The organism is Pseudomonas sp. SCT (assembly GCF_003864275.1).
Lineage (GTDB): Bacteria > Pseudomonadota > Gammaproteobacteria > Pseudomonadales > Pseudomonadaceae > Stutzerimonas > Stutzerimonas stutzeri_AE.
The window spans coordinates 16,595-39,272 of record NZ_BDJA01000002.1 but is presented as its reverse complement, the minus strand read 5'-3'; the positions used below and the strand labels follow the sequence as shown (position 1 = coordinate 39,272).

Here is a 22,678-nt window from a genome sequence, read left to right as displayed (position 1 = left end):
GAAAATCGCGAAGCGTTTTCCACCGCAGTCGGTGGATGGCAATGCCATCCATGATGGAATTGAACGGAGCCAACCATGGCCATCCTGCACACCCAGATCAATACCCGTTCGCCGGAGTTCGCCGCCAACAGCGCAGCGATGCTCGAACAGGTGAACAACCTGCGCGCCCTGCTCGGTCGCGTCAGCGAAGGCGGTGGCGCCACCGCCCAGCAGCGCCACGTCTCGCGCGGCAAGCTCTTGGTGCGCGAGCGCATCGATACCCTGCTCGACGCCGGCTCGGCCTTCCTCGAACTCGCCCCGCTGGCCGCCCATGAGGTCTATGGCGAAGACGTCGCCGCCGCCGGCGTGGTCGCCGGGATCGGCCGTGTCGAAGGCATCGAGTGCATGATCATCGCCAACGACGCCACCGTGAAAGGCGGCACCTACTACCCGCTGACGGTGAAAAAGCACCTGCGCGCGCAGACCGTCGCCCGCGAGAACCGCCTGCCCTGCATCTATCTGGTGGACTCCGGCGGCGCCAACCTGCCGCGCCAGGACGAGGTGTTCCCGGATCGCGAGCACTTCGGCCGCATCTTCTTCAACCAGGCCAACATGAGCGCCATGGGCATTCCGCAGATCGCCGTGGTCATGGGCTCCTGCACCGCCGGTGGCGCCTATGTGCCGGCGATGGCTGACGAAACCATCATGGTGCGCAACCAGGCGACCATCTTTCTCGCCGGCCCGCCGCTGGTAAAAGCCGCCACCGGTGAGGTGGTGACTGCCGAGGAACTGGGCGGGGCCGACGTGCACTGCAAGACCTCCGGTGTCGCCGACCACTACGCCGAGAACGACGAGCACGCCCTTTCCATCGCCCGCCGCTGCGTGGCCAACCTCAACTGGCGCAAGCTCGGCCAGTTGCAGACCCGCGAACCGCGCGCGCCGCTGTATGCCGCCGACGAGCTGTACGGCGTGATCCCGGCGCAGGCCAAGCAGCCCTACGACGTGCGCGAAGTGATCGCGCGACTGGTGGACGGCAGCGAGTTCGATGAATTCAAGGCGCTGTTCGGCACCACCCTGGTCTGCGGCTTCGCCCACCTGCACGGCTATCCGATCGCCATCCTCGCCAACAACGGCATCCTCTTCGCCGAGGCGGCGCAGAAAGGCGCGCACTTCATCGAACTGGCCTGCCAGCGCGGCATTCCGCTGCTGTTCCTGCAGAACATCACCGGCTTCATGGTCGGGCAGAAATACGAGGCCGGCGGCATTGCCAAGCACGGCGCCAAGCTGGTCACGGCGGTGGCCTGTGCCCAGGTGCCGAAGTTCACCGTGCTCATCGGTGGCAGCTTCGGTGCCGGCAACTACGGCATGTGCGGCCGCGCCTACGACCCGCGCTTCCTCTGGATGTGGCCCAACGCACGCATCGCGGTGATGGGCGGCGAACAGGCCGCCGGGGTACTCGCCCAGGTCAAGCAGGAGCAAAGCGAACGCGCCGGCAAGAGCCTCGGCGCCGACGAGGTAGCCGCAATCAAGCAGCCGATCCTCGAGCAGTACGAGCGCCAGGGCCATCCGTATTACTCCAGCGCGCGGCTGTGGGACGACGGCGTGATCGACCCGGCGCAGACCCGCGAGGTGCTGGGACTGGCACTGTCCGCCGCGCTGAATGCGCCGATCGAGCCGACCCGCTTCGGCGTGTTCCGCATGTAATCCGAGCCGCCGGCAGCCAAGCGCGCCGGCGACTGCAGTCCCATCGAGGATGCCGAGATGACCGATTTCCAGACCATCGAACTGAACAAAGACGCGCGCGGCGTGGCCACCCTCTGGCTAAACCGCGCGGACAAGAACAATGCCTTCGACGCCCGGGTGATCGGCGAATTGAACGCGGCGCTGGCCCAGGTGCAGGACGATGCCAGCATCCGCTTCCTGATCCTGCGCGGACGCGGCAAGCATTTCTCCGCCGGCGCCGATCTGGGCTGGATGCGCGAGTCGGCCAAGCTCGACTACCAGGCCAATCTCGCTGATGCCCATGAGTTGGGCGAGCTGATGCAGCGCCTCTACCAGCTGCCGCAGCCGACCCTGGCCGTGGTGCAGGGCGCGGCCTTCGGCGGCGCGCTGGGGCTGATCGCCTGCTGCGACATGGCCATCGGCGCCAGCGAAGCGCTGTTCTGCCTGTCGGAAGTCCGCATCGGCCTGGCCCCGGCGGTGATCAGCCCGTTCGTGGTCAAGGCCATCGGCGAGCGCGCCGCCCGCCGCTACGCGCTGACCGCCGAACGCTTCGACGGCCAGCGCGCCCGCGAACTCGGCCTGCTCGCCGAAACCTATCCGGCCAGTGAACTGGACGCCGCGCTCGAGCAATGGGTCGACAACCTGCTGCTCAACAGCCCGCAGGCGCTCAAGGCCTGCAAGGAGCTATTACTGGAGGTGGGCGACGGCGATTTCGACGCTGACCTGCGCCAGACCACCGAACAGGCCATCGCCCGCCTGCGCACCAGCCCGGAAGGTCAGGAAGGCCTGAGTGCCTTCCTGGAAAAACGCACGCCCGCCTGGCAGGAGAACAAGTAATGAATCGTCCTATCGATACCCTGCTGGTGGCCAACCGCGGCGAGATCGCCTGCCGTGTGATGCGCACCGCCAAGGCCATGGGCCTGACCACCGTCGCCGTACACAGCGCCATCGACGCCAGCGCGCGCCACGCCCGCGAAGCCGATATTCGCATCGACCTCGGCGGCGCCAAGCCGGCCGACAGTTACCTGCGCATCGACAAGCTGATCGAAGCGGCCAAGGCCAGCGGCGCCCAGGCGATCCACCCGGGCTACGGCTTCCTCTCGGAGAACGCCGAGTTCGCTCGCGCCATCGAACAGGCCGGGCTGATCTTCCTCGGCCCGCCCGCCTCTGCCATCGACGCCATGGGCAGCAAGTCGGCGGCCAAGGCGCTGATGGAAGAAGCCGGCGTGCCGCTGGTGCCGGGGTATCACGGCCAGGCCCAGGACTACGAAACCTTCCGCGCCGCCGCCGAGACCATTGGCTACCCGGTGCTGCTCAAGGCCACCGCCGGCGGTGGCGGCAAGGGCATGAAGGTGGTCGAGCGCGAGGCCGATCTGGCCGAAGCGCTGGCCTCCGCCCAGCGCGAGGCGCAGTCGTCGTTCGGCGATTCGCGCATGCTGGTCGAGAAATACGTGCTCAAGCCGCGTCACGTGGAGATCCAGGTGTTTGCCGACCAGCACGGTAACTGCCTGTACCTCAACGAGCGCGACTGCTCGATCCAGCGCCGCCACCAGAAAGTCGTCGAGGAAGCGCCGGCACCCGGCCTGACCCCGGCACTGCGCCGCGCCATGGGTGAGGCGGCGGTAAAGGCCGCGCAGGCCATCGGCTACGTCGGAGCCGGCACCGTGGAATTCCTGCTCGATGCCCGTGGCGAGTTCTTCTTCATGGAGATGAATACCCGCCTGCAGGTCGAGCACCCGGTCACCGAAGCCATCACAGGCCTCGATCTGGTCGCCTGGCAGATCCGCGTCGCCCGCGGCGAGCCGCTGCCGATCAGCCAGGCGCAGGTGCCGCTGATCGGGCATGCCATCGAAGTGCGGCTGTACGCCGAAGACCCGGACAACGATTTCCTCCCGGCCACCGGCACCCTCGAGCTCTACCGTGAAGCGGCGGAAGGCCCGGGGCGTCGCGTCGACAGCGGCGTCGCCGAGGGCGATACGGTGTCGCCGTTCTACGACCCCATGCTCGGCAAGCTGATCGCCTGGGGCGAGAACCGCGAGGAAGCGCGTCTGCGCCTGCTGGCCATGCTCGACGAGACCGCCGTTGGCGGTGTGCGCACCAACCTCGCGTTTTTGCGCCGCGTCGTCGGCCACCGCGCGTTCGCCGAGGCGGAGCTGGATACCGGCTTTATCCCGCGTCACGAAAGCGAATTGCTGCGTCCGGCTGGCGAGCTATCCGATGCGTTTTGGCAGCAGGCTGCGGAGTGCTTCGTGCAGACCGAACCGACCAAGGTACGCGGCGACGATGCCCACTCGCCGTGGTCCAAACGCGACGGGCTGCGTTTCGGCATGCCGGCGCAGATCAGCCTGCATCTGCAGTGCAATGGCGAGAGCCGCCGGCTGAAGGTCGATCCCGCAGCGCAGCAGCCAAACGCGCGCACGCCCAGGGCGATCCGCCAGGGTGGTGCGCTGTATCTGCAGTGGAACGGCGAATGGCTGGCCGTGCGCGCCTTCGACCCCATCGCAGAAGCCGAAGCGAGCCACCAGCATCACGGCGGCCTGACCGCGCCGATGAACGGCAGCATCGTTCGTGTACTGGTGGAGGCCGGCCAGCATGTCGAGGCCGGCACCGCACTGATCGTGCTGGAAGCGATGAAGATGGAACACAGCATCCGCAGTGCCGAGGCCGGCGTGGTCAAGAGCCTGTTCTGCAGCGAAGGCGAGATGGTCAGCGAAGGCGCGGTGCTGCTGGAGATGGAAGAGGCCTGAAGGATGCACAAGGTGGACAAGGCTTCGCCGTTGTCCACCCTACGCATGAACGCAAGGCCATAGGGTGGAAAACGCCGCAGGCTTTTCCACTGACACCAGGCACCGGCCCCGTCCGGATGCCGGATGACAGAAATAAACCGGTGAGCGCGCCAATCGCGCTCACCCCAGGAGGACATATGAGCCTGCCCAAACAGGTCCGGCTGGTCGAAGTCGGCCCGCGTGACGGCCTGCAGAACGAGCAGCAGCCGATCAGCGTGGCGGACAAGGTGCGTCTGGTGAACGACCTCAGCGCCGCTGGCCTCAGCTACATCGAAGTCGGCAGCTTCGTCTCGCCCAAGTGGGTGCCGCAGATGGCCGGCTCCGCCGAGGTCTTCGCGCAAATCCAGCGCAAGGGCGGGGTCACCTACGCGGCGCTGACGCCGAACATGAAGGGGCTGGAAGCGGCCATCGAGGCCGGCGTGAAGGAAGTCGCGGTGTTCGGTGCGGCCTCCGAAGCCTTCTCGCAGAAGAACATCAACTGCTCCATCGCCGAGAGCCTGGCGCGCTTCGCGCCGCTGATGGAGGCTGCCCGCGAGCAGGATATCCGCGTGCGTGGCTACGTTTCCTGTGTGCTCGGCTGCCCCTACGAAGGTGAGGTGGCACCGGCCAAGGTCGCCGAAGTCGCCCGCGAGCTGTATGCCATGGGCTGCTACGAGGTTTCCCTTGGCGACACCATCGGCACCGGCACGCCGGGCAAGACCCGCTCCCTGTTTGATACCGTCGCCCGCGAGGTGCCGCGCGAACGGTTGGCCGGGCATTTCCACGACACCTACGGCCAGGCGCTGGCGAATATCTATGCCAGCCTACTGGAAGGCATCGCCGTGTTCGACAGCTCGGTCGCCGGCCTCGGCGGTTGCCCCTATGCCAAAGGCGCCAGCGGCAATGTCGCCAGCGAGGATGTGCTGTACATGTTCAACGGGCTGGACATAGCCACCGGCATCGACCTCGATGCGTTGATCGCTGCCGGCCAGCGCATAAGCCAGCTGCTGGGCCGCGCCAACGGTTCGCGGGTAGCCCGCGCCAGGCAAGCCGGTTAGCGGCATCGTTCTTGCTAAACCCTATTCGTCGGGCGCCCATTCAGGTAGCGCCCGGCGCAGACAGAACAACAAGTAGAGGTAATTCATGAACAAGATTTACCCCAGCGCCGCCCACGCCCTGGAAGGGTTGGTTCAGGACGGCATGGCCATCGCCGTCGGCGGTTTCGGCCTGTGCGGCATTCCCGAGCAGCTGATCGCCGCCCTGCGCGACAGCGGCAAGAAGGACCTGACTGCCATCAGCAACAACGCCGGCGTCGACGGCTTCGGCCTCGGCCTGCTGCTGGAAACGCGGCAGATCAGCAAGATGGTTTCCTCCTACGTGGGTGAGAACAAGGAGTTCGAACGCCAGTATCTGGCCGGCGAACTGGCCCTGGAATTCACCCCGCAAGGCACTCTGGCCGAGAAACTGCGTGCCGGCGGTGCGGGCATTCCGGCGTTCTACACCAAGACCGGTTACGGCACGCTGGTGGCCGAAGGCAAGGAAACCCGCCAGTTCAACGGCGAGTGGTACGTGATGGAAGAATCGCTGACCGCCGACCTGGCCCTGGTCAAGGCGTGGAAGGCCGACAAGGCCGGCAACCTGCTGTTTCGCAAGACCGCGCGCAACTTCAACCCGCTGGCAGCGATGGCCGGCGAGGTCTGCGTCGTCGAGGTGGAGGAGATCGTCGAAACCGGCGAGCTGGACCCGGACCAGATTCACCTGCCGGGCATCTACGTGCATCGCATCGTGCACAACCCGAACCCGGAAAAACGCATCGAAAAACGCACGGTGAGGAGCTGAGACCATGGCCTGGACACGTGAACAGATGGCGCAACGCGCCGCCCAGGAGCTGCAGGACGGCTTCTACGTCAACCTCGGTATCGGCCTGCCGACCCTGGTCGCCAACTACATCCCCGAGGGCATGGACGTCTGGCTGCAGAGCGAGAACGGTCTGCTCGGCATCGGGCCCTTCCCGACCGAGGAAGAGATCGACCCGGACCTGATCAACGCCGGCAAGCAGACCGTCACCGCGCTGCCCGGCTCGAGCTTCTTCGACAACGCGCAAAGCTTCGCCATGATCCGCGGCGGTCACATCAACCTGGCCATCCTCGGTGCCATGCAGGTGTCGGAAAAGGGCGACCTGGCCAACTGGATGATCCCCGGCAAGATGGTCAAGGGCATGGGCGGCGCGATGGATCTGGTGGCCGGCGTCAAGCGCGTCGTAGTGCTGATGGAGCACACCGCCAAGGGCGGCGCGCACAAGATCCTGCCGGCTTGCGATCTGCCGCTGACCGGCCTCGGCGTGGTCAACCGGATCATCACCGACCTCGGCGTACTGGACGTCACCGAGCAGGGCCTGAAGCTGGTAGAACTGGCCGAAGGCGTCAGCTTCGATGAGCTGCAAGAGGCTACCGGCAGCCCGATCCAGCGCTGAAGCCAGCGTGCGGGAAGAACGCCGGAGCATCCCTTGCCCGCCGCGTCTTCCCGCCTGCCCCGAACGCCCTCGAGCCGGCTGCCCGCCAGCACTGGCCAGTCACTGAGGCGCCCGTATACTGCGGCATTGACCGGTCTGCCAGCGCGCCGACCAGCGGCTTGCCCCCTGTCGTTCGAGGGCACCCTTTCCCGGAGCCAGGCCATGTGTCTGGCCCTCGCGTTACGCCCCGGCGTAGCGCTTTTTTATTCGGAGTCCGTCATGCAAGACGTCGTCATCGTAGCTGCAACCCGCACCGCCATCGGCAGTTTCCAGGGCGCGCTGGCCAATGTGCCGGCGGTCGAACTGGGCGCCACCGTGATCCGCGCCCTGCTGGAAAAAACCGGCATCGATCCGGCCCAGGTCGATGAAGTCATCCTCGGTCACGTGCTCACCGCTGGCGCCGGGCAGAACACCGCGCGCCAGGCCTCGATCAAGGCCGGCCTGCCCCACGCCGTACCGGCCATGACACTGAACAAGGTCTGCGGCTCGGGCCTCAAGGCCGTGCATCTGGCCGTGCAGGCGATCCGCTGCGGCGACGCCGAGGTGGTCATCGCTGGCGGTATGGAGAACATGAGTCTGGCGCCCTATGTCATGCCCGGCGCGCGCACCGGCCTGCGCATGGGCCACGCGCAGATGGTCGACAGCATGATCACCGACGGCCTGTGGGACGCCTTCAACGACTACCACATGGGCATCACCGCGGAGAACCTGGCCGACAAGTACAGCATCGATCGTGCGCAACAGGACGCCTTCGCTGCCCAGTCCCAGCAGCGCGCCGCCGCCGCCATCGAAAGCGGCCGCTTCGATGCCGAGATCACCCCGGTGCTGATCCCGCAGCGCAAGGGCGATCCGCTCGCCTTCGCCCGCGACGAGCAACCCCGCGCCGGCACTACGGCCGACTCCCTCGGCGGCCTGCGCGCAGCGTTCAAGAAGGACGGCAGCGTCACCGCCGGCAACGCTTCGACCCTCAACGACGGCGCCGCCGCGGTAGTGCTGATGAGCGCCAGCAAGGCCGAGGCCCTGGGCCTGCCGGTACTGGCGAAGATCGCCGGTTACGCCAACGCTGGCGTCGACCCGGCGATCATGGGCATCGGCCCGGTTTCCGCTACCCGCCGCTGCCTGGACAAGGCCAGCTGGTCGCTGGCCGAGCTGGACCTGATCGAAGCCAACGAAGCCTTCGCCGTGCAGGCGCTGTCAGTCGGTAAGGAATTGGGCTGGGATGCCGATAAGGTCAACGTGAACGGCGGCGCCATTGCCCTCGGCCACCCGATCGGCGCCTCGGGCTGCCGCATCCTGGTGACCCTGCTGCACGAGATGCAGCGCCGCGATGTTCGCAAGGGCCTGGCAACGCTGTGCATCGGTGGTGGCCAGGGAGTAGCCTTGGCAGTCGAACGCCCCTGAGCGCACCGTCGCGGCAGGGCATGCTGGCAGACACGCGCCCGGTTCGCCGGGCGTGACAGAGGATGATCGGAAGAATCATGGCTAAACAGACCTACAGCATTTCCGACCTGGCCAACGAGCTGGATATCACCACTCGCGCCATCCGCTTCTATGAAGAACAGGGCATGCTCACGCCGACCCGCCGCGGTCAGGAACGCATCTATTCAGGCAAGGATCGCGTCGCGCTGAAGCTGATCCTGCGCGGCAAGCGCATCGGCTTCTCGCTGGCCGAATGCAAGACGCTGATCGAGCTGTACGACCCCAAGGCCGGCAACCAGAAGCAGCTGAACATCATGCTGCAGATGATCGCCGAGCGCCGTCAGCAGCTGGAGCAGCAGCTACTCGATATCCAGCAGATGCAGCTGGAACTGGACACCGCCGAGGAACGCTGCCGCACCGCCCTGGAAAATACCCTGGCCAAACAAGCCGCCAGCTGATCGCTCTCCTCTCTCCCATTTCGCTCATCCGGCGTCGCGTCCGCGCAACGCCGGATTTTGTTTGCCCGCTGTCAGCTATTCAGTCGTCCACATAACTGGACATGTTCCAGAATTTCGGACACTGCCGCATTTCCACCTGAGCAGTGTCTGCCGCAGCGGACACCGCTATCGCCCTGCAAACATTCGAACGCCGCTGCAGCCCGCGCCTTTCCTCATCCGAGGGCGATAGGCACAGAACCTGCAATCCAGCCTACGACGCCAGAACAAACCAAAGAACAAGACTGGCGCCGGATCGGCAGCATCGGCTCGGCCTCTGTTCTTGTTCTGGCCTGTTAACGCCCTCGACCCACGGGCGGTTACGCGTCCGCCCTCGGGCACCAGAACAACAACAAGAAGGAAAACCTGCATGTCGACCAAGAACAAACTCTCCCGTATCGCCTGCGCCATCGGCGCCACCACCCTGCTCGGCGCCAGCCTGCTCAGTGGCGTCGCCAGTGCCGCGGAAAAGATCCGCTGGCAGGTACCGCTGGCCTTCCCCTCGCACCTGATCGGCCTCTCCACCCCGGTCAAGCATCTCTCCGAATCGCTCAAGGCCGTGTCAGGCGGTGATATCCAGCTGCGCTACTACGAGCCGGGCGAGCTGGTGCCGCCGTTCGAGATCATGGATGCGGTGAGCAGCGGCAAGTACCCGGCCGGCTACACCTGGATCGGCTACGACCAGGGCACCATCCCGGCCCTGCCGCTGTACTCCGGCGCGCCGTTCAACATGGAGCCGCCGGCGCACCTGGCCTGGTATTACCAGGGTGACGGCAAGAAGCTGCTCGAAGAGATCTACGCCCAGCGCAACATCCACCCGATGCTGTGCAGCATCATCGGCCCGGAAGGCGCCGGCTGGTTCGCCAAGCCCATCGAGAAGCTGGAGGACTTCGACGGCCTGCGCATCCGCTTCGCCGGCATCGGCGGCAAGGTGCTGGAAAAGCTCGGCGCCTCGGTGACCATGGTGCCGGGCGGCGAGATCTACCAGGCGCTGGAGCGCAAGACCATCGACGCCACCGAGTTCTCGCAGCCGGCGGTGGACAAGATGCTGGGCCTGGACCAGATCATCAAGAACTACATCATGCCCGGCTGGCACCAGACGCTGACCACCTCGCACCTGCTGGTGAACAAGGATGTCTGGGACAAGCTCAAGCCGGAAAGCCGCGCACTCATCGAGATGGGTTGCGAGTCGGCGACCCTCAAGGGTTTTGCCGAAAGCGAGTGGGCACAGCCGACCGCGCTGCGCGACTACCAGAAGCAGGGCGTGAAGGCCCAGGTGTTGCCTGAGCCGGTACTGCGCGAACTGCAGAAGGTCACCGATGAGGTGCTCGACGAGATGGCCGCCAAGGACGAGATGTTCAAGCGCGTGCTGACCAGCCAGCGCGAGTTCATGAAGCACCACTCGATCTGGCACGGCATGGGCTACCTGCCGCGCGACTTCTACAAGTACGACTGACGGCTACGCGCTGTGGCCTGTGCGGTGAGTGGGTTGAGGCAATGAGCAGCAACGTTGCATCGGGGCCATGGGCGCCGAAATTGACCAACCAGACTTACCAAACAGGCCACTAACCCGCGGGCACGGCAGCGTGCCCGCCTCCTATCCCCTGTGTCGAGATTTCGAGGTCCGCCGTGTCCTTCAAGCCCGTCTCTCCCGATGCGCCAGTGCCCGACGCGCTGCCGTACAACCGCATCTCGCGGCCGCTGGATCGTCTGCTGGTGGCCATCGGCGAAGCCAGCGCCTGGCTCTGGCTGGCGGTGCTGCTGGTCGTGCTGGCCAATGTGTTCAGCCGATTCGCCCTCTCACGCGGCTCCATTGCGCTGGAGGAACTGTCCTGGCACCTGTTCGGCGCCGCCCTGATGCTCGCCCTCGCCTACGCCGTGGTGCGCGACGACCATGTGCGCGTCGACGTGCTGCGCGAACGCTTCAGCCTGCGCAGTCAGGCCTGGATCGAGCTGATCGCCATCGTGCTGCTGGCCCTGCCGGTGATCGCGCTGATGATCGATGCGCTGATCCCCTACGCCTACAAGGCCTACCTCTACAACGAGCGTTCCCAGGCGCCGAGTGGGTTGCCCTACCGCTTCATCTTCAAGAGCGTGCTGCCGCTGGGCTTGCTGCTGGTGGCGCTGGCACTGCTGTCCCGCGCGCTGCGCTGCAGCACCCTGCTGTTCAATTTCCCGCGGGCCCTGACGGCCCCCTCGGACGAGCGCGACCGCGTTCGTTCGCAGCCCTGATGGAGTAGTCGCAATCATGGGTCTGGAAGAAATCCTCGTCATCGCCATGTTCGCCAGCTTCATGGGCCTGCTGCTGCTCGGCTTCCCGGTCGCCTGGTCGCTGGCCGGCATCGGCCTGCTGTTCGCCGTGGTCGGCTATGTGCTGGTGGAACACTTCGGCGCCAATCTCTGGTTCACCTGGGATGGCACCATCGGCGTGCTCGACGCGCGCATCTACGGCATCGTCGCCAACGAGCTGATGGTCGCGCTGCCGCTGTTCATCTTCATGGGCATCATGCTCGACCGCTCGGGCATCGCCGAACGCCTGATGCACAGCCTGGTGCGCGTACTCGGCCCGCTGCGTGGCGGCTACGCGGTGACGGTAGTGGTGGTCGGCATCCTGCTCGCTGCCTCCACCGGCATCGTCGGTGCCTCGGTGGCACTGCTCGGCATGCTTTCCATCGGGCCGATGCTGCAGGCCAACTACAACAAGAGCCTGGCGGTCGGCACCGCCTGCTCGGTGGGTACGCTGGGCATCCTGATTCCGCCGAGCATCATGCTGGTGCTGATGGCTGACCGCCTCGGCACCTCGGAAGCCTCGGTGGGCAAGCTGTTCATGGGCGCGCTGATCCCGGGGATGATGCTGGCGCTGATGTACATCCTCTACATCGTGGTCGTCGCCTGGTTGAAGAAGGACTTCGCCCCGGCACCGGCCAACCGGCCGAAACTCGACGCCCGTGCCCTGCTCGACGTGTTCTGGGCCGTGGTGCCGCCGCTGGCGCTGATCTTCGCCGTGCTCGGCTCGATCTTCTTTGGCATCGCCACCACCACCGAGGCTTCGGCAGTCGGCGCCTTCGGGGCCTTGCTGATGGCCGCCGCCAGCCGCCGCCTGAATCTGCCGGTGCTCAAGGATGCGCTGTACCAGACCAGCCGTACCGCCGCGTTCATCTTCGGCATCTTCATCGGCGCCACGGTGTTCGCCGCCGTGCTGCGCGGCCTGGGTGGCGACGACGTGATCCGTGCGGCGCTCACAGGCCTGCCGTTCGGCCAGACCGGCGTGCTGCTCACGGTGCTGGCGATCACCTTCCTGCTGGGGTTCTTCCTCGACTGGGTGGAGATCACCCTGATCATCCTGCCGCTGGTGGCGCCGGTGCTGTTTTCCATGGGCGTCGATCCGCTGTGGTTCGCGATCCTTTTCGCGCTGTGCCTGCAGACCTCGTTCCTCACGCCACCGGTGGGCTTCGCGCTGTTCTACATCAAGGGCGTCTGCCCGCCGGGCATCACCACCCGCGACGTCTACCTCGGCGTGCTGCCGTACATTGTCATCCAGCTGATTGGCCTGGCGCTGGTGTTTTACTTCGCCCCGCTGGCCACCTGGCTGCCGAACGAGGTTTATTCACAGCCGTGAGCATGCCCGGCTGCCTTGCCCGTGGCAGCCGGGGCCAACCATAATCGGTCGCCCCAGAACGGACCCTGACTGCCCATGAGCATTGCCCGCGACGCACTCGACAACCACGGCCTGATCGTCGGCGTTTCCCCGGAACGCTTCCGCGCCGTGGCCATGCCACTGCTGTTCGATCACCTGAACGCGCAGTGCGAGGGCACCATCGCGGTCAACCGTCAGGCGCGCATCGTCTGGATCAACGACAAGTATGCCGAGAAGGTCGGCATCCGCGACCCATCCAGCGTGCTCGGCAAGGAAGTCGAGGAGGTGCTGCCGGCCAGCCGCCTGCGCGAGGTGGTGGAGAGCGGCCTGCCAAGCATCATCGACCTGATGGCCTTCGGCGACGAACACTTCGTCGTTACACGCATCCCGCTGCGCGACGAGGACGGCACCCTGGTCGGCGCGCTGGGCTTCGTGCTGTTCGACCGCGCCCGCCACCTCAAGCCGCTGATGGCCAAGTTCACCAGCCTGCAGACGCAGCTGGTCGCCACGCAGAACGAATTGGCCAAGGCGCGCCGGGCGCGCTACACCATCGCCGGTTTCATCGGTAACAGCCCGGCCGCCAGCGAGATCAAGCGCCAGGCCCGGCGCGCCGCGCAGCTCGATGCCACCGTGCTGCTGCGCGGCGAAACCGGCACCGGCAAGGAGCTGCTGGCCCAGGGCATTCACAACCTGTCGCCACGGGCGCGCGGGCCCTTCGTCGCGGTCAACGTCGCGGCGATTCCGGAAAGCCTGGTCGAGGCCGAACTGTTCGGCACCGCGCCGGGCGCCTTTACCGGCGCCGACCGCAAGGCGCGCATCGGCAAGTTCGAGGTGGCCAACGGCGGCACGCTGTTCCTTGATGAGATCGGCGACCTGCCGCTGCCGCTGCAGGCCAAGCTCTTGCGCGTACTGCAAGAGCAGGAAGTCGAGCCGCTCGGCTCCAACCAGGTCAAGGCGCTCAACGTGCGGGTGATTGCCGCGACGCATATCGACCTGGAAGCCAAGGTCGCCGCCGGCCAGTTCCGCGACGACCTCTACTACCGCCTCAATGTCCTGGCCCTGCGCGTGCCGCCGCTGCGCGAGCGCAGCAGCGACATCCCCGCCGTGGTCGAACACCTGCTCGACGACATCGCCAACCGCTCCGGCCAGCCGCCCATGGAGCTGAGCCCCGAAGCCCTGGCGCTGCTCTGCGCGCAACCCTGGCGCGGCAACGTGCGTGAGCTGGGCAACCTGCTGGAGCGCGCGCAACTGTCCGCCGACGGCCCGCAGCTGCAGGCGGCACACTTGATGCCACTGCTCGGCGATCAGGCCCGCTCGGCGGACGCACCGGCCTATGTCGCCGCCGTACCAGCCCCAGCGCAGGCCGTGCCGGCAGCCAGTATCGAAGACGTGCCGCTGCAACCACTGGCCCAAACCATCGCTCAGGCCGAGCGCCGCGCCCTGCAGAGCGCACTGGCCGCCTGCAAGGGCAACCGTCGGCGCGCCGCCATGGAACTCGGCATCTCCCGCGCCAGCCTCTACAGCAAGCTGCAGCAACACGGCCTGAGCCAGCGCTGAGCGGTCTAAACCGCGGCTTGGCCGTAGTTGACGACGCGGCAAGGTCACAGTGGCTGATCTACATTGGAGTCAGGGCGCCGATTCCCGGCGCCGCAAGGGGACGCGCACCGATGACAGACGATGCAGGCAAACTGGTTCTCAGGCTTTCGGTCGGCGTGCTGTTGCTGCTGCACGGCATCCACAAACTGCTGCATGGCGTCGACGGGATCGCCGGCATGCTCGGCGGCATGGGGCTGCCGACGATTCTCGCCTATGGCGTCTACCTGGGCGAAGTGGTCGGGCCGCTGCTGGTGATCCTCGGCCTGTACACCCGCCTCGGCGCCCTGCTGATGCTGGGCAACATGGTCGTCGCACTGGCCCTGGCGCATCGCGCCGAACTGTTCGACATCGGGCCGATGGGCGGCTGGGCCATCGAACTGCAGGGCCTGTTCCTGTTCGGCGCACTGGCGATCATGCTGCTCGGTGCCGGGCGCTACAGCGTCGGCGGAATCAACGGCCGCTACAACTAACACCGTAGTCATGTCCGGCGCCACGGACAGTCGTCCAGCGCGCCGGACATCGTTTCACCTGCGATTCGCCGCGCTGGACGGCGCTCTGCCTCCCCCACTGCTTCCGGCATCCCCACCCTAGAGCCCTCGCCCCAGCGGCGAATGACCGGCCATCGCCTGCCGACCCTTCCCTCCGCCCGCTGGCATGTCATTGGCTTGAGCGCTTATGCGCCCGACCCGGCGCATCGGCTCGACAACAACAAGAAGGAAGCCTCAATGATGCCTATCCGTAGCAATCCGTTTACCCGCCGCGCGCTGTGCCTGACGCCCTTGGCGCTGGCGTTGCTTGCCGCCGAAGCCGCTCAGGCGGCGACCTGCACCGAACTGCTCGGCCACGAGATCCCGGCCCAGGCCATCGGCCTACCCAGCAGCGGCGCGCGCGTCACCGCAGCGAGCCCGGTGGCGGCTGGCGGCAGCGCACCGCAGACCTTCGGTGCCTATTGCGACCTCAGCGCCGAGATTCGCCCGATCGATCCCGCCGCACCGGCAATCCGCATGCGCCTGGTGCTGCCCGAGCAGTGGAACCGCAAGGCGATGATGTTCGGCGGCGGCGGTTACAACGGCACGGTGCCGAACGTTGCCGGCAACGTACCGGCCGGCCCGGTCGATCAGCCCACACCACTCGGCCGTGGCTACGCGGTGTTCGGCAGCGATTCCGGGCATGTGGCCGACCCGCTCAGCCCCGGCGCCTTCGCCTGGAACGACGAAGCCCTGGCCAACTACGCCCACGACGCGCTGAAGAAAACCCGCGATGCGGCCGTCTACCTGATCGAACAACGCTACGGCGCCGCGCCCGAGCGCAGCTATTTCGCCGGCGGCTCCACCGGTGGCCGCGAGGCGCTGGCCGTGGTGCAGCAATGGCCGACCGACTTCAACGGCGCCATCGTGCTCTACCCCGCCTACAACGCCCTGGCCCTGGACCTGCAGTTCGGCCGCATCACCCGCGCCCTTGCCCAGCCCGGCGCCTTTCCCAGCCTGGAGAAACGCGCCGCACTGCTGGAAGCCGCGATGCAGGCCTGTGACAAGTTGGATGGCGTGCGCGACGGCGTGATCAGCCACCAGGCGGCCTGCAATGCGCAGTTCGACCCGGCCCGCGCCAAGCTCAATGGCAAACCGCTGCGCTGCCCGGGCGGTGCCGACACCTCGCAACGTTGCCTCTCGGATGCGCAGATCCAGGCGCTGCGGGTGTTCAATACGCCGATTCGCTTCAACTTCCCACTGGCCAGCGGTGAAACCCACTACCCCGGCTTCAACACCTGGGGTACCGACCTCGGCCGGCCGGGTGAAGGCGTGCAGCTGGTGGTCAACCGCCTCGGCCTGAACACCCTGCAGCCGAGCTATCCGATGCCCGTGCACGGCACCGGCTTTGCCGAGGGCGCGCCCTACCATTCCGGCTTCTGGGATGAATGGGTGCGCTTCTTCGTGACGCGCAACCCCACCTTCAACTCGCTGACCCTCGACCCGCAGAACCCCGGCCCGTGGCAGGCGCGCATCAGCGAGCTGTCGCTGCGCCAGGACGTAAACCGGACCGACCTGTCCGCCTTCGCCCGCAACGGCGGCAAGATCCTCATGGCCCACGGTACCTCCGACCAACTGGTGAGCACCCGCGCCACCGCCGAGTACTACGAGCGCGTGCGCCGCGACATGGGCCCAGGCAAGACACAGCGCTTCCTGCGCTACTACGAGATCCCCGGCTACGGCCACGCCGCCAGCACCGTGTTCAACGCCGCCTGGGATTCACTGACCGCGCTGGAAGACTGGGTCGAACAGGGCCGCGCGCCGCGCCGGCAGGTCGTCGCCGATAGCATCGGCGTGCCCGGCCGCACCCGCCCGCTGTGCGAATACCCCGGCTGGCCGAAGTACGTCGGCAAGGGCGATGTCAACGCCGCATCGAGCTTCGTTTGCGTACAGAGCCGTAAGGGCACCCGCTAGCAGCTGACCGGCGCCAGCTCCCCGGCCGGCGCCTCCTCCTCAAACCGTCCGCTGCGCTGGACACCGCCCCGCCAAAGCTGGCCGCGCGCCATACATGTCCAGCCAGCCGGACGCTTCCTTGACCGCACCCGAGGCCTGCCACCGCACCACGCAACCGCTCTGGCGCAAGGCATTCAGCCGATCAAAGCCGGTACTCCCGCCACTGGCACGCCTTTCGCTCTATGCCCTGTAGCCGCCCGAGGGCGGCCCAAAACAACAACAAGAGGAAATACCATGCGACCGCACCACAAATCCCTCTGCCACATCCTCTGCGGCGGCGCCGTAGTGATCGCCACCGGCCCCGCCAGCGCCGCCTTCGTCGAAGACAGCAAGGCCAGCATCGACCTGCGCAACTTCTACATGAACCGCGACTTCCGCTCCGGCGACGGCCAATCCAAGGCCGAGGAATGGGCTCAGGGCTTCATGCTGAAAATGGAATCCGGCTACACCGAAGGCCCGATCGGCTTCGGCGTCGACGCCATCGGCCTGCTCGGCGTGAAGCTCGATTCCAGCCCCGACCGCGTCGGCACCGGCATCCTGCAGAGCGACCGCGAAGCGCCCAACCGCGCCCAGGACGACTACGGCTCCGCTGGCATCACCGCCAAGGCCAAGCTGTCCGCCACCACCCTGCACGTAGGCACCCTGCAACCGATCCTGCCGGTGGTGATGCGCAACGACAGCCGCCTGCTGCCGCAGACCTATCGCGGTGCCTGGCTGCAGAGCAAGGAGATCGACGGCCTGACCCTGGACCTCGGCAAGCTCGACCGCGTCAACCAGCGCAACTCCTCGGATAACGAGGAAATGACCGCCTTCAACGGCGGCCGGCGCAACATCCAGTTCGGCCGCCAGACCAGCAGCGACGAATTCCTCTTCGCCGGCGCGCGCTACGCCTGGTCGCCCGAGCTGAGCACCAGCTACTACTACGGCGGGCTTGACGGCATCTACAAGGAGCACAACTTCGGCCTGGTCCACGTGCTGCCGCTCGGCGACAAGCAGAGCTTCAAGAGCGACCTGCGCTACGTGCATCAGACCGACGACGGCGGCAGCAACGTCGACGCCGATGCCTTCGGTGCCATGTTCACCTACAAGCTCGGCGGCCACGCCTTCGGCGCCGGCTACCAGCAGCTCAACGGCGACACCGGCTTCGCCTACATCGCCGGCAGCGACAACTCGCTGGTCAACCTGGTGCAGATCAACGACTTCGGCAACGAGGACGAACGCTCCTGGCAGGTCCGCTACGACTACGACTTCGCCGCCATGGGCATCCCCGGCCTGAGCCTGATGACCCGCTACCTCTCCGGCGACAACGTCGACCGCGGCGCGGGCACCAGCGAAGGCAAGACCTGGGAACGCAACACCGACCTAGCCTACGTGTTCCAGAGCGGCCCGCTGAAAAACCTCGGCCTGCGCCTGCGCAACGCCACCACCCGCAGCAACTTTGGCAGCGACTTGGACGAAAACCGCTTTATCGTCAGCTACAGCCTGCCGCTCTGGTAGGCACCCACGCCGCAGCACCTCTCCTCGTTGGACTTCGCCGGGCCTCGCGCCCGGCTTTTTTCAGGCATGAAAAAGGCGACCCGCGGGCCGCCTCTTCTTCTATCCGTTGCTTCGCCTCTCGACTCAGCCCTGCTTGGTGCCGCGTCGCAGAATCTCATTCACACGCTCCGCGGTATACGCCCGCTTCGCCTCATCGCTCGGCTTAACGCGAACATCCAGCATCACACCCGCACTGATTGCCAGCACACAAACCACCACCGAGACCGCAGATAGCAACGTATTCATCACACGCCCTTAAGACAGCAAAGAAAAACCGCTAGCGGAGGATGGCTCCCCGCGAAATGGCGCCGATTCTGCGCCGCGCCATGGGCAGCGTCAACGGCTACCTAAGGCGCCACAGCCCTCTGATACCGCGGCCTTCACAAGACTCTGCTCACTAGCCTATCGCCCTAACCTTCACGGCACAGCAATCTGCAGACTACCCAACGCAAACCGCACAAACACCGCCCAACCCACGGCACTCAAAACGCCCAAGGCCAGATAACCCACCACAATCCCCAACGCGATCTGCTTCCACAATCCGACGTGGGGATCACGGTTGTAAACGGACGGCTCCACGGAACGAACATCCCGCTCGGCACGGATTTCATCAAAACGGTCAGGCATGGTTTACCTCGGTAAACGGAACAGCAAATAGATGGAACGAAAAAGGCGGCTAGCTTTGGCCAGGCGCCTTTGGATGTCTAGCGGAAGGCGACTAAGCGAGAGGGAGGCATCAGGTTTCCTGGGACACATGTCAGTGACCACGCGCTATGCGCCACCTGTCCGCCGGATGAGTTGGAATCGGCACTGCGCCTACCCCCTCCGGTGAAAGGGCACACACTTCAAACAGAAGCTAACGGACAGAATCAGAACAGCTGAAGTTTAACGAGCAGGAAAGGGGCAATGATGAAGAACAGCGTCGCGTTCTGCTGTCGACTTGTTAGCCACACAAATGAAACGAGTGATAACACAGTCGCCGGCAACAACAGCAGCTGATAAAGATAGAGGGAGACAGCGAAACAGTGTGTTCGGCTGTGGTCTGGCTCGAGAAAAAACAGACAGTCCGCGCCAAACAGGAAAAGTACAAGCCAGCCAAGCGCACCCAGGACCGCAGCGGCTCTGAAGAGCCATAAAGCGATTTTCTTCATAGCATCCTTGCCCTAGCGAGCCGTAGTCACCGGCACAAACAAAAAAGGGGCTAGCTTTCGCTAACCCCTTGTTTTGTCTGGTGGCTACACCGGGACTTGAACCTGGGACATCAGCATTATGAATGCTGCGCTCTAACCAACTGAGCTATGTAGCCAAGTGGCGCGCATTATTCTCTGGTCGGTTTGGGCTGTCAACCCTGGCTCCGCAGATTTTTTATCCTTTTCAAACGGTTAGTTACGAACGGTCGGGCCGCGTAGGCGGGGGCGCCTAGCTCGGGACCGCGCTGGTGGGCCGCGTAGGTGAGCCCGTCTAGGTCGGAATGCTTCGCGGGCCTAGCGGAACGACGGGCGTGTGGCCAGCAGCAGGCCGGCGAAGATCAGCGCGCCGCCGATCCAGTGGAAGGGCTGCAGGGCTTCGCCGAGTAATAGCCAGCCAAGCAGCGCGGTGAAGACCGGCATCAGGTAGCTGGCCATGGCGGCCTTGGCGGCGCCAACGACTTTTACGCCGTGGTTCCAGGCGAGGTAGGCGATCAGCGAGGCAAACACGGCGGTGTAGCCGATGGCGCCGAGGTTGGCCGGTGTGGCGGCGAAGCCCCCTACCCGACTCAGTTCGTACAGGTAGAACGGCAGGATCAGCGGCACCCCAAGCAGCATCAGCACGCCGAGCAGCACCAGCGGAGGGACGGTGAGGAAACTCGACCAGCGCCGCAGCAGCAGCGTGTACAGCGCCCACACCAGCACGGCCAGCAGCATGATGAGGTCGCCGGCCTTGAACGACAGGCTGGCGAACGTCTGCCAGCTGCCACGGCTGATCAGGTAGAGCAGCCCCGCTGCTGCCACGGCCATGCCGAACCAGGCGCGGCGCAGTGGCCATTCACCAAGCAGGAAGCCCGCACCGATGAAGGTCGCCAATGGCAGGCAGGTGTTCACCAGCGTCAGGTTGATCGCCTCGGTGCTTTGCGCGGCGGTATAGAGCAGCGAGTTGTAGCTGGCGATGCCGAGCGCGGCGATCACCGGCAGGCGCCAGCCGGCAGCACGCAGGGCTGCTCGATGGGTCCAGATGCCTTTCGCCACGAAGGGCAGCAGCAGCGTGGTGGCCAGCACCCAGCGCCAGAACGACAGGCTCAGCGGCGGGATCTGATCGTAAAAGGCACGGGCGACCAATGCGTTGCCGCTCCAGCAGAGCACAGCGATGAGCAGACCGGCAAAGGCCGGGGCGTGGCGGCTGTTCATCAGGCGTTACGCGGCGGACGCAGGCGGTATTGCGATGGCAGCTGATCGAGCCCGCTGACGGTGACGTTGAGGTTTTTCCACAGGCCATCCTTGATGCCGTAGATACAGCCATGCACGGCGAGCGGCTGGCCGCGGTGCCAGGCGTTCTGAACGATAGTGGTGTGGCTGACGTTGGCAACCTGCTGGATGACGTTGAGCTCGCAGAGTCGGTCGACCTGCTCGTCTTCGCTGGCCAGCTTGGCCAGGTGCACGCGATGCTCGTAGTAGAGATCGCGGATGCTGCGCAGCCAGCCGTCGATCAGGCCCAGCTGGTCGTCGCGCATGGAGGCCCGTACGCCACCGCAGCCGTAGTGGCCGGTAACGAGGATGTGTTTGACCTTGAGCACGTCGACCGCGTACTGGATGACCGACAGGCAGTTGAGGTCGGTGTGCAGCACGACGTTGGCGACGTTGCGATGGACGAACAGGTCGCCCGGCAGCAGGCCGACGATCTCGTTGGCCGGGACGCGGGCATCGGAGCAGCCGATCCACAGGTATTCCGGCGCCTGTTGCTTGGACAGTTTTTCGAAGAAGGTGGGGTCTTCTTCCTTGATGGCCTCGGCCCAGCGGGCGTTGTTCTCGAACAGCGGTTCCAGCTCGCTCATCTACGTTGTCCCTATGGTTCGGCCCCGCACCTTACGAGCCGGTCCGGCCTTTGACAAGCAAGGCCGGCTCGCACGGGCGATCAGTCCGGCTCGACGAGCTCTTCCGTTTCGATGACCGTGGTGCTGGGCTGGGAGACGAACGAGCGCAGGTCACGCATGAAGTTGTCACGCCAGGCATCCAGATCGGCGGCACGAATGGCGCGCATCAGGTGCTCGTAGCGATCCTTGCGTTCGGCCAGCGGCATGCTCAATGCGCGGTCGAGCGCTTCCGCCATGCCGACGCAATCGTACGGGTTGACGATGAGCGCCGAGGTCAGTTCGCGTGCGGCACCAGCGAAGCGCGAGAGCACCAGCACGCCGGGGTCTTCCGGGTCCTGCGCGGCGACGTATTCCTTGGCGACCAGGTTCATGCCATCGCGCAGCGGCGTGACGAAGCCGACGTCGGCGGTGCGGAACAGGCCCATCAGCACCCGGCGGTCATAGCTCTTGTTGAGGTAATGCAGCGGCGTCCAGTCGAGATCGGAGAGGCGCCCGTTGAGGTGCCCGGCCTGGCTTTCGAGTTGTTCGCGGATGTGCTGATAGGTGCGCACGTCGGAGCGCGAGGTCGGCGCGATCTGCAGGAATTCGACGTTGTTGCGGTGTTTGGGATAGCGGTCAAGAAACTCTTCGTAGGCGCGGAAGCGTTCCACCAGGCCCTTGGAGTAGTCCAGGCGGTCGACCGAGATGATGGTCTGGCGCGTCGCGTCGCTGGCGCGGCGCATGGGATGGGCGCGACCCTTGTAGCCTTCGGCGAGTTTCTGGATTTCGTCCGGCACCACACCGATCGGGTACACCCCGGCGCGGAAGTTCTGCCCGTAGGCGGTCAGGCTGCCGTCCGGCTCGATCACACCACGCACTTCGCGGGTGATGTAGTCCTGGAAGGCCAGGCGGTCCGTATCGGTCTGGAAGCCGATCAGGTCGTAGTAGCAAAGGGTCTTCAGCAGCTCGTTGTGCGGCGGAATCGCGGTGAGGATCTCCGGTGCGGGAAACGGGATGTGCAGGAAGAAGCCGATGCGGTTGCGGATGCCCAGCTGGCGGCAGGCTTCGGCGAACGGGATCAGGTGGTAGTCGTGAATCCAGATGATGTCGTCGGGCTTGAGCAGCGGCTTGAGCTTCTCGGCCAGCATGCCGTTGACCCGTCGGTAGCCGTCGTACTCTTCGCGGCTGTAGCGCGCCAGGTCGATGCGATAGTGAAAAATCGGCCAGAGCGTGTTGTTGGAGAAGCCGCGGTAGTACTGATCGTAGTCACGCTTGTTCAGCGGCAGCGTGACATAGGTGATGTTGCCCACTTCCTCGGTGTTGATGGCTGGCGTTGCATTGATCTCGCCGCTCCAGCCGAACCAGATGCCACCGGCCTGGCGCAGCGCGTCGTAGACACCGACGGCCAGCCCTCCGGCGGCTACCTTGCCCGGTTTGATTGGCGCCACGCGGTTGGAAACCACTACTAAACGGCTCATGGCAGTAAATCTCG

At 65.6% G+C, this 22,678-nt stretch carries 21 protein-coding genes and 1 tRNA gene; 15 read left to right on the top strand and 7 right to left on the bottom strand.

The genetic code is table 11. The features are described from left to right. The first annotated feature begins 75 nt into the window (after positions 1 to 75). The 15 genes from BHD08_RS04570 (at position 76) to BHD08_RS04500 (ending at position 18,101) form a co-directional block, all read left to right on the top strand. Positions 76 to 1,683, top strand: a complete 1,608-nt coding sequence (locus BHD08_RS04570; RefSeq protein ID WP_125020987.1) for a carboxyl transferase domain-containing protein — start codon at positions 76 to 78, stop codon at positions 1,681 to 1,683. 57 nt (positions 1,684 to 1,740) lie between these two features. After that, positions 1,741 to 2,538 carry a gamma-carboxygeranoyl-CoA hydratase gene (locus BHD08_RS04565; RefSeq protein ID WP_125020986.1) on the top strand — a complete coding sequence of 266 codons (798 nt, stop codon included), beginning with the start codon at positions 1,741 to 1,743 and terminating at the stop codon, positions 2,536 to 2,538. Beyond that, positions 2,538 to 4,448: an acetyl/propionyl/methylcrotonyl-CoA carboxylase subunit alpha gene (locus BHD08_RS04560; RefSeq protein WP_125020985.1), complete on the top strand. Its 1,911-nt coding sequence runs from the start codon at positions 2,538 to 2,540 to the stop codon at positions 4,446 to 4,448. Before BHD08_RS04565 ends, BHD08_RS04560 begins: the two co-directional genes overlap by 1 nt. Before the next feature lie 176 nt (positions 4,449 to 4,624). Next, on the top strand, positions 4,625 to 5,524 hold the full coding sequence (locus tag BHD08_RS04555; protein ID WP_125020984.1) for a hydroxymethylglutaryl-CoA lyase: 900 nt from the start codon (positions 4,625 to 4,627) through the stop codon (positions 5,522 to 5,524). An 85-nt stretch (positions 5,525 to 5,609) separates the two neighbouring features. After that, complete coding sequence (locus BHD08_RS04550) at positions 5,610 to 6,305, top strand: CoA transferase subunit A (RefSeq protein ID WP_125020983.1); 696 nt, start codon at positions 5,610 to 5,612, stop codon at positions 6,303 to 6,305. Between the two features lie 4 nt (positions 6,306 to 6,309). Beyond that, positions 6,310 to 6,939, top strand: a complete 630-nt coding sequence (locus tag BHD08_RS04545) for a CoA transferase subunit B (RefSeq protein WP_125020982.1) — start codon at positions 6,310 to 6,312, stop codon at positions 6,937 to 6,939. Positions 6,940 to 7,197: 258 nt separating this feature from the next. Then, positions 7,198 to 8,379: an acetyl-CoA C-acetyltransferase gene (locus tag BHD08_RS04540; protein WP_106157799.1), complete on the top strand. Its 1,182-nt coding sequence runs from the start codon at positions 7,198 to 7,200 to the stop codon at positions 8,377 to 8,379. Between the two features lie 77 nt (positions 8,380 to 8,456). After that, positions 8,457 to 8,855: a MerR family DNA-binding transcriptional regulator gene (locus BHD08_RS04535; RefSeq protein ID WP_038662757.1), complete on the top strand. Its 399-nt coding sequence runs from the start codon at positions 8,457 to 8,459 to the stop codon at positions 8,853 to 8,855. Positions 8,856 to 9,261: 406 nt separating this feature from the next. Next, a complete protein-coding gene (locus BHD08_RS04530; protein ID WP_038662759.1) occupies positions 9,262 to 10,347 on the top strand; it encodes a TRAP transporter substrate-binding protein in 1,086 nt (361 codons plus the stop codon). A 173-nt stretch (positions 10,348 to 10,520) separates the two neighbouring features. Beyond that, the gene (locus BHD08_RS04525) at positions 10,521 to 11,123 is read left to right on the top strand and encodes a TRAP transporter small permease subunit (RefSeq protein ID WP_125020981.1); all 603 of its coding nucleotides are present in this window, start codon (positions 10,521 to 10,523) and stop codon (positions 11,121 to 11,123) included. A 16-nt stretch (positions 11,124 to 11,139) separates the two neighbouring features. After that, entirely contained in the window at positions 11,140 to 12,510 is a 1,371-nt protein-coding gene (locus tag BHD08_RS04520) for a TRAP transporter large permease subunit (protein ID WP_125020980.1), read from the top strand. A 75-nt stretch (positions 12,511 to 12,585) separates the two neighbouring features. After that, positions 12,586 to 14,085 carry a sigma-54-dependent Fis family transcriptional regulator gene (locus BHD08_RS04515; protein ID WP_125020979.1) on the top strand — a complete coding sequence of 500 codons (1,500 nt, stop codon included), beginning with the start codon at positions 12,586 to 12,588 and terminating at the stop codon, positions 14,083 to 14,085. A 110-nt stretch (positions 14,086 to 14,195) separates the two neighbouring features. Continuing rightward, complete coding sequence (locus tag BHD08_RS04510) at positions 14,196 to 14,594, top strand: DoxX family protein (RefSeq protein ID WP_125020978.1); 399 nt, start codon at positions 14,196 to 14,198, stop codon at positions 14,592 to 14,594. A gap of 255 nt (positions 14,595 to 14,849) precedes the next feature. Beyond that, complete coding sequence (locus BHD08_RS04505; protein WP_125020977.1) at positions 14,850 to 16,565, top strand: tannase/feruloyl esterase family alpha/beta hydrolase; 1,716 nt, start codon at positions 14,850 to 14,852, stop codon at positions 16,563 to 16,565. A 273-nt stretch (positions 16,566 to 16,838) separates the two neighbouring features. Then, positions 16,839 to 18,101, top strand: a complete 1,263-nt coding sequence (locus tag BHD08_RS04500; protein ID WP_125020976.1) for an OprD family porin — start codon at positions 16,839 to 16,841, stop codon at positions 18,099 to 18,101. 123 nt (positions 18,102 to 18,224) lie between these two features. Here the strand turns inward: BHD08_RS04500 and BHD08_RS23040 are convergent, their stop codons facing one another. The 7 genes from BHD08_RS23040 to otsA form a co-directional block, all read right to left on the bottom strand. Beyond that, complete coding sequence (locus tag BHD08_RS23040; RefSeq protein ID WP_177412638.1) at positions 18,225 to 18,386, bottom strand: hypothetical protein; 162 nt, start codon at positions 18,384 to 18,386, stop codon at positions 18,225 to 18,227. Between the two features lie 171 nt (positions 18,387 to 18,557). Continuing rightward, positions 18,558 to 18,767, bottom strand: coding sequence for a hypothetical protein (locus BHD08_RS04495; RefSeq protein WP_125020975.1), 210 nt, complete (start codon positions 18,765 to 18,767; stop codon positions 18,558 to 18,560). Between the two features lie 242 nt (positions 18,768 to 19,009). Beyond that, complete coding sequence (locus BHD08_RS04490) at positions 19,010 to 19,291, bottom strand: hypothetical protein (RefSeq protein WP_125020974.1); 282 nt, start codon at positions 19,289 to 19,291, stop codon at positions 19,010 to 19,012. A gap of 78 nt (positions 19,292 to 19,369) precedes the next feature. After that, positions 19,370 to 19,446: transfer RNA gene (locus tag BHD08_RS04485), tRNA-Met, on the bottom strand. Between the two features lie 178 nt (positions 19,447 to 19,624). Continuing rightward, positions 19,625 to 20,524 (bottom strand): DMT family transporter, encoded by a 900-nt coding sequence (locus BHD08_RS04480; RefSeq protein ID WP_102821591.1) that lies wholly within the window; start codon positions 20,522 to 20,524, stop codon positions 19,625 to 19,627. Beyond that, positions 20,524 to 21,168 (bottom strand): carbonate dehydratase, encoded by a 645-nt coding sequence (can, locus tag BHD08_RS04475; protein WP_125020973.1) that lies wholly within the window; start codon positions 21,166 to 21,168, stop codon positions 20,524 to 20,526. Before can ends, BHD08_RS04480 begins: the two co-directional genes overlap by 1 nt. 80 nt (positions 21,169 to 21,248) lie before the next feature. After that, the gene (otsA, locus tag BHD08_RS04470) at positions 21,249 to 22,664 is read right to left on the bottom strand and encodes an alpha,alpha-trehalose-phosphate synthase (UDP-forming) (protein ID WP_015275953.1); all 1,416 of its coding nucleotides are present in this window, start codon (positions 22,662 to 22,664) and stop codon (positions 21,249 to 21,251) included. Positions 22,665 to 22,678: the final 14 nt, after the last annotated feature.